This window comes from Arenimonas metalli CF5-1 (genome assembly GCF_000747155.1).
Lineage (GTDB): Bacteria > Pseudomonadota > Gammaproteobacteria > Xanthomonadales > Xanthomonadaceae > Arenimonas > Arenimonas metalli.
On sequence record NZ_AVCK01000033.1, the window covers coordinates 24,669 to 31,233 of the forward strand.

The window sequence follows — 6,565 nt, forward strand, 5'->3', positions numbered from 1 at the left end:
TGATTGCATCTAACGTGCTTAGTGATGCGTACGTGGGACGCCCTGCCGCGAATAGAATGAGAGCGGCCCGGTCTTCACCGGGCCGCTCGTGGTGGTACGCCATCCGGGAAACGGCTCAACTGGGATACCGCAGAGATGCTGCCTGAGATGCCTGCAGGTAGGCAACGGGGTGCCGGAGATCCTCTGGGGCTACTGTGTATCCACGCAGCTGTGAACGTGCTGGACCGGCCACATTAATCGTCCCGCATGGACGGGCGTCCCCAACGTCAACCGCGCTCTGTTTGGTTGCGCCGATTCTGCTTCGATCGGCTTTGCTTCACCCTAGGTCGTGCACTCGTACTCGCTGTCGACTTAGCCGCTTCGTCGAAACGACTAACGAAGGACAGAAAGTCAATCTTAAGGATTGAGCAGAGGTCGCGAAGTTCAAGAATATCCAGTCGTCTACCACCCTGCTCAACGTCGCTCAAGAAGGACTGGGACCTGCCGAGCTGTTCCGCGACTTCAGTTTGATGGAAGCCAGATTCGACCCTGGCATCTCGCAGCATCCTTGTCAGGACGGCGTACTCGGGGCGATGGATGGATTTGGGCATGACCGCTTCTTGGCGAGTGCGGTCAATGACGCTATATTCACATTTCCGATATCTAAAAACGCGATACGAGGTCTTAGATGCGATCGAACGCCGTTCTTGCCGGAGCTATTGGCTTCGTATTGTCTGTCGCGGCGAATGCTAGCGAACCCTCCGCCGACTGGGACCTAAAGGGCCTTCGCTTAGGCGCGTCTGTTGACGAAGTGAAAGAACTATTCCCCGCTGCAGCATGTGAAGCCGAGCCACATGACGCTGGCTTGGTCTACTGCCTTGACCGCCGATCATCACTTGGTGGCACGCCAGCCTTCCTGGCTGTGAAGCTACTCGATGGCCAGACCGTCAACATAGCGTTGGAGAACATTTCCTACGACCAGATGCGAGCCGCAGTTCCAACGCTCATTGAGAAGTTTGGTGAGCCCGAGTATTCAGAGTCGATTGCAGACAACGTCCTTGAGAGAAGGGGCGAGAAAACCGTGGTCCGCGAGCGGCATGTCTGGACCGGGGATAACGACGCCGTGGTGATCGCTAAGCCGTTCGATTGGAGCAACGAGAGGCGCCGAGTGACCTACTCAAGCATTATTCTGATGAGTGAGGCAAAGCAGAAAGAGTGGGCGGTGCGGTTCAATGCTAAAGAGCGTGCCACCGATCTCTGAGCCATGGGAGTGGTGGATACCAGTCGAGTAGTTGTTGGTCCAGTTAGTTCGGAAATGGAAGGCCTATTTTCTACCTGTGCCGTTAAGGCCGGCGAAGTGATTTTTTTAGAGCAGTATTTGGTTCACGAGAGCTCCGTAGCGCCGGACGATCACATTCCTCAGATCGTGAGGCTAGCCCTCCGAATACATCTCGAGAACCATTTCGAGCATCTTTTGAGACTGGGCATGCATCCAGAATGCTGGACCTTGGGTGTAGCTTCCGAGGATGCCCATTGGCTCCAGAAGTTGGTTGAAACCGGGAAGATATCGGCAGACAGAATGCGGGACGCATACTGTTTGGCCGCCGCCTACAATGTGCGTTGTCTGACTGCCTTACACACGGGCATCGGTGAAATAAGTGTTGTTGACCGCGCCGTGATCGCACCGTTTTCGTGCAAAGCAAATCACTCATGCGAGCCGAACGCGAAATGGTGGAGTTCTTCCACAGTGGAAGACGTGCGCGAACGTATCTTAGGTATGGTCGCTATTCGCGATATTCCCGAGGGCGAGGAGATAGCCTATTCGTACGCCCCGGATCAGGTCCGAGACCTTCCCAACGAGCTAAGTATGAAATTTGATAAGGCTGAGTCGTTCTTAGCACTTGAATCTTCTAGTCGAAAATCTATCCTACGGACGCTCTACGGATTTGATTGCATCTGCACGCTCTGCAATCGATTCAAATAGGCTTCCCAGCCCCGAAAGACTGAGGGGCCGTCTCCATTCGCGCTTTGGTTTCAGGCCTGCAGTAGAACGGTTCAACCCGCTCCAAGTGCGGGTTCCGGCTCAGTTGATCGTCCTTGCCGGTCGAGGATGAGCCATTTCGCTGGTGCTGACCGCGGCCAAGACCCGGTATCCGGCCACTTCCGGTCGCTGCCTCACGGGTCGCACTCCTGCCCTTACTGGCCCGGCTTTCGTCCATCCCACAGTGCGTCAGCTTGCCGGCCTCTGCTCTGCCCAAGGACCGACCGTCCACCGCTGCGTTCTCAACGTGCACAACGGCCTGATGTTTGTGCTATCGCCCCGGAAGGAAGTGACGTCGATCTTCCAGATCACGGGCATCGAGAAGTTCACCCCCATCCTCGTCGTCCCTGGCGATGTCCGCGTCCCGCTGTCGTCCGCCGGCTTGTATAAGCTGTTCGCGGCCTGGCGTGAACCCGTCGCACCTACCAGTTAGAATCTAAAGCCATCGCCATCGGACTTGCCTATGAAACCTTCGCTCGACATCAGTAGCCGCGATTACAGGCTTTTCGTCGCGGCCATCGCCATCCCCACAGTCATCGCCGGACTCTATTTATGGCTTCGCTCTGACGAACCTGCTCCCGGCCCGTCCGAATGGATCATGTTCCGCGACGGCCTCTCTGAGACCAACAGGACCGCCTGCAAGCAGAAGCCTCTTGATCAGGATGGCTCGCCTTCTCCCCTGTACGAGTTCACTTGCACGCCCGATCCCAACAAACCTCCTCTCAAGTTTGTGACCCCTCACCCCGACACCCAGCCGCAGACCTGGACCCCTGAGCCTCCGCATATCCGGGAAGCGCCTGAAGAACCCGCTCGTGCCAGCTAAGCCCACCCAAGGCTTACATCCCGCCTCGACATGTCCGCATCTGAAAAGGAGACATCAATGACCTCACTCAAGAAGTTCACCTTGGCCATGCTTCTTGGCCTCGCTCTCTCTGCCGCCGCCCAGGGCCAGTCCGCCAACTCCATCCCACTCGACACGCGGGTCATGTCCTGCCTGTACATCCAGAACCCCAGCCCGTTGCGCACCGTCTCCGAGATCGAGTGCCACGACGACGGAGTCTTCACCCTCAAGGAACTGTACGAAGCCGGCTGGAAGATTGCGCACTACAGTGCCGCCACCGAGAAGTCCTCGATCTATCACCAGTTCATCTTGGAACGGAAGTAGGGCGCCTCGCTCAACCAATTCTGTTGGGCATCCCAGAATGTCAGCCGGGCATTGCCATGCATTCAATGGGCATATAGAGGCCACAGCGCGTGAGACCGGTCGCTTTCCATCTCACCCGGCTTTGACGATTTCCATCTTCTGCACGTAAGCCACACCCTTGTGGTTCTCGATGATCTTTACTGCCCCGGTATGAGCGAAGGTAATAGTCAGGGCGTGGTGCAGCGTCAGCACTAGGTCCTGAAGAGCGTTGTCCTCTTCAAGGCGAACGACACTCAGGCCGAGCGATGTTGCGACATCTTGGCTGATATGCCGGTTGTGGCTCTTCGACGTCGACTGCTTGCCCAGCAGGTTGGCGACCTTGTCGATTTTTCCAACCCTCACCGCATCAGGTTCGTCCTTCATCATGCAATTCGTTAGACACCGGCGGAGCAAGGTGTCTGACCAATCGATTGCGTGCTGGCAAGACGTGATGAGAGTTGGCCAGTATTTCGCGATAACGGGCTGCCACAGGTGGATTCTACTGGGGTCCTTCGCGATTTCAGTTGCCGCCAGGTTGAACTCTTCCAGGATGCCTTGAGCAGGCATTCCGCCGATCTGCGGATCAACCGGGCCGAGGCTAGATTGACGGCCCATCACAATTTCCTTGCAAGACAGCGCGATGAGCGTGCCGCCAGACATCGCCATCTGCGGGATGATCGCGCGAATGTTGCCATCATAAAGCGAGTGCAGATAGTCGATGATCGACTCGGTGGCAGCGACGCGCAAAGCTCATCCAGACGCACACCCTGCACATACATCGCGTAGAACATTGCCTTGTCGCGCAAAAGGTCCAGCAGGCGCCGGGGATGTTCAATCTCGACGCGCTCGATCTCTGTGTCGATCGCCCCGAAGAACTGGTCTACTTCTTCATACGTCGGCGGTCGACGCTTGCCCTGCGTCTCATCGACGACTTTGTGAACAAGGCTGTTTCCGCGGTGTGCGAACAGCGTAATCCGGCGCCCAAGAATCCGCTGCGCGTCGTTCTGAATGTCCGCCTGGCCGTACAGGAAAATGAGCACCTGCCTCAGCCGCGACTGATAAGTCCGCTGGGTGTTGCGGGCAACACCCTCCTTCCCAAGCGCTGCGCACCACGCCTCGTAGTCCTTCTCGCCGATCTCGACAATCGTCTTGCCGGTCCAACGCAGGATCTTGTGCAGGCAATCCAAGCAGCCTTGGGTATAGGAAGCGGTGAACCCACGGGCGGTGTGGTGGTTGATGAATCGCTGGCGGCATTCGGCCACGAACTCGTCCACAGCGGTTGGGGCGATGGGTGCCTTCGGCTGGTCAGGGACCACAGCGAACGCGGGATGGGTGAGGATCTCAGCCATGACCCACCCCCCACAGGGACGCCGGAGAGGGGGACGGGACAGGGCGCGGAGTGTCGTAGGTAGGGCGGCGTGTGTTCATGGAAATCACGCTACCGACTTCCGGTCTGGAGCTAAGGAAAAAAAACAAAGTGCGAGGCTCAAGCCTCTGAATGGAAGAAGGAAAGTCAGTTTTTTGGTAGAAAACTGTCGTCCAATGAAGAAAACGTTCGCGCATAAAAAAGCCCTGCTGGAGAAAAACCTTGAAAAATCAAGGTCCTAGCAGGGCTTTTAGGGGATCCCCCAACTAGGGGAATCCTGCGGGCTCAGATGCCGTAGTACATCTGGTACTCGAGCGGATGCGTGGCCGCGCGGAACTTGGTCACTTCCTGCATCTTCAGCGCGATGTAGCCGTCGATGAAGTCGTCGCTCATCACGCCGCCGGCCTTGAGGAACTCGCGGTCCTTGTCCAGCGCTTCCAGCGCTTGGTCGAGCGAGTGGCAGACGGTCGGGATGTTCTTCTCTTCTTCCGGCGGCAGGTCGTAGAGGTCCTTGTTGCTCGGCGCGCCCGGGTCGATCTTGTTCTTGATGCCGTCCAGGCCGGCCATCATCAGCGCGGTGAAGATCAGGTAGCCCGAGTTCATCGGGTCCGGGAAGCGCATCTCGATGCGGCGCGCCTTCGGGTTGGCCACGTACGGGATGCGGCAGGAAGCCGAGCGGTTGGAGGCCGAGTAGGCCAGCATCACCGGCGCCTCGAAGCCCGGCACCAGGCGCTTGTAGCTGTTGGTGGTCGAGTTGGAGAAGGCGTTGATGGCGCGCGCGTGCTTGAACACGCCGCCGATGTACCACAGCGCGATCTGGCTCAGGCCGCCGTAACCGTCGCCGGTGAACAGGTTCACGCCGCCCTTGGCCAGGCTCTGGTGCACGTGCATGCCGCTGCCGTTGTCACCCACCAGCGGCTTGGGCATGAAGGTCGCGGTCTTGCCGTTGCGGTGCGCGACGTTCTTGACGATGTACTTGAGCATCTGCAGCTCGTCGGACTTCTTCACCAGCGAGTTGAACTTGGTGCCGATCTCGCACTGGCCGGCGTTGGCGACCTCGTGGTGGTGCACTTCCACTTCCTGGCCGGCGGCCATCAGCAGCTTGCACATCTCGGCGCGGATGTCGTGCAGCTGGTCGGTCGGCGCCACCGGGAAGTAGCCGCCCTTGATGCCGGGACGGTAGCCGCTGTTGCCGCCCTCGTACTTCTTCTTGCTGTTCCAGGCGGCCTCTTCGGAATCGATCTCGAAGAAGGTGTGGCCCATGTCGTTGCCGAAGCGCACCGAGTCGAAGATGAAGAACTCGGGCTCCGGGCCGAAGAAGGCCTGCTCGGCGATGCCGGAGGCCTTGAGGAAGGCTTCGGCGCGCTTGGCGATGCCGCGCGGGCAGCGCGAGTAGCCCTGCATGGTGGCCGGGTCGAGCACGTCGCAGGTCAGGATCAGGGTCGGATCGGCGGTGAACGGGTCGATGACCGCGGTGTCCGGATCCGGCAGCAGCACCATGTCCGACTCGTTGATGCCGCGCCAGCCCGAGATCGACGAGCCGTCGAACATCTTGCCGTCCTCGAACAGGCCGGGCTCGACGATGGTCGCCGGGAAGGTGACGTGGTGCTGGACGCCGCGGGGGTCGGTGAAACGCAGGTCCACGAACTCGATCTCGTGGTCCTTGATCAGCTTTTCGATATGGGCGAGCGACATGCGGGTGGCTCCGGCTGGGTTGGGATGGGACGGGGGTTGCAAAGGGCGTGCCAAGGCGGGCATGAACTCAACTTATTGATTGGCAAGGCTTAGTGAGTGCGCCCTGGGTTCGCTATCCCTTTTTTGGTGCAACGTTTGTTGGACTTTGCGGTGTTTTGGGGATTTCTGCAGGAGGTAGTGAGTAGGAGGTAGAAGGTAGTAAGAGCCGCCTATCCGCGCGCGCCCCCACTACCTCCTACCTCCTACTCACTACCTCCTCGCATTCCGCCCCACCTTCCGCCCCCCACCCCCGCCGCCCGCC

General features: G+C 58.8%; 9 protein-coding genes. 5 read left to right on the forward strand and 4 right to left on the reverse strand.

Translation table 11 applies throughout. The annotated features are described in order from the left end of the window. Positions 1-266 precede the first annotated feature (266 nt). Positions 267-590: a helix-turn-helix domain-containing protein gene (locus N787_RS14730; protein ID WP_084590758.1), complete on the reverse strand. Its 324-nt coding sequence runs from the start codon at positions 588-590 to the stop codon at positions 267-269. A 77-nt stretch (positions 591-667) separates the two neighbouring features. Here N787_RS14730 and N787_RS14980 point away from each other — a divergent pair, with 77 nt between their 5' ends. From N787_RS14980 to N787_RS10500, 5 genes are all read left to right on the forward strand, one after another. Beyond that, complete coding sequence (locus N787_RS14980; RefSeq protein WP_156968986.1) at positions 668-1,240, forward strand: hypothetical protein; 573 nt, start codon at positions 668-670, stop codon at positions 1,238-1,240. Between the two features lie 3 nt (positions 1,241-1,243). After that, positions 1,244-1,963: an SET domain-containing protein-lysine N-methyltransferase gene (locus N787_RS14735; protein ID WP_084590759.1), complete on the forward strand. Its 720-nt coding sequence runs from the start codon at positions 1,244-1,246 to the stop codon at positions 1,961-1,963. Positions 1,964-2,267: 304 nt separating this feature from the next. Continuing rightward, positions 2,268-2,453, forward strand: coding sequence for a hypothetical protein (locus N787_RS14985; RefSeq protein WP_156968987.1), 186 nt, complete (start codon positions 2,268-2,270; stop codon positions 2,451-2,453). A gap of 30 nt (positions 2,454-2,483) precedes the next feature. Next, entirely contained in the window at positions 2,484-2,843 is a 360-nt protein-coding gene (locus N787_RS14990) for a hypothetical protein (RefSeq protein WP_156968988.1), read from the forward strand. A gap of 57 nt (positions 2,844-2,900) precedes the next feature. Further along, positions 2,901-3,185, forward strand: coding sequence for a hypothetical protein (locus N787_RS10500; RefSeq protein ID WP_034213687.1), 285 nt, complete (start codon positions 2,901-2,903; stop codon positions 3,183-3,185). A gap of 111 nt (positions 3,186-3,296) precedes the next feature. Here the strand turns inward: N787_RS10500 and N787_RS10505 are convergent, their stop codons facing one another. From N787_RS10505 to glnA, 3 genes are all read right to left on the reverse strand, one after another. Beyond that, positions 3,297-3,926, reverse strand: a complete 630-nt coding sequence (locus N787_RS10505; protein ID WP_245594001.1) for an SDH family Clp fold serine proteinase — start codon at positions 3,924-3,926, stop codon at positions 3,297-3,299. Next, complete coding sequence (locus tag N787_RS15370) at positions 3,818-4,552, reverse strand: hypothetical protein (protein WP_052575373.1); 735 nt, start codon at positions 4,550-4,552, stop codon at positions 3,818-3,820. The genes N787_RS10505 and N787_RS15370 overlap by 109 nt, the downstream gene beginning before the upstream one ends. 302 nt (positions 4,553-4,854) lie before the next feature. Then, entirely contained in the window at positions 4,855-6,264 is a 1,410-nt protein-coding gene (gene glnA, locus N787_RS10515) for a type I glutamate--ammonia ligase (RefSeq protein WP_034213693.1), read from the reverse strand. Positions 6,265-6,565 lie beyond the last annotated feature (301 nt).

Bases quoted from the DNA above. Each gene is read 5' to 3' on its own strand.
- N787_RS15370 (WP_052575373.1), bottom strand. From the start codon at position 4,552: ATGGCTGAGATCCTCACCCATCCCGCGTTCGCTGTGGTCCCTGACCAG.
- N787_RS14980 (WP_156968986.1), top strand. From the start codon at position 668: ATGCGATCGAACGCCGTTCTTGCCGGAGCTATTGGCTTCGTATTGTCT.
- N787_RS14735 (WP_084590759.1), top strand. From the start codon at position 1,244: ATGGGAGTGGTGGATACCAGTCGAGTAGTTGTTGGTCCAGTTAGTTCG.
- N787_RS14730 (WP_084590758.1), bottom strand. From the start codon at position 590: ATGCCCAAATCCATCCATCGCCCCGAGTACGCCGTCCTGACAAGGATG.
- glnA (WP_034213693.1), bottom strand. From the start codon at position 6,264: ATGTCGCTCGCCCATATCGAAAAGCTGATCAAGGACCACGAGATCGAG.
- N787_RS14990 (WP_156968988.1), top strand. From the start codon at position 2,484: ATGAAACCTTCGCTCGACATCAGTAGCCGCGATTACAGGCTTTTCGTC.
- N787_RS10500 (WP_034213687.1), top strand. From the start codon at position 2,901: ATGACCTCACTCAAGAAGTTCACCTTGGCCATGCTTCTTGGCCTCGCT.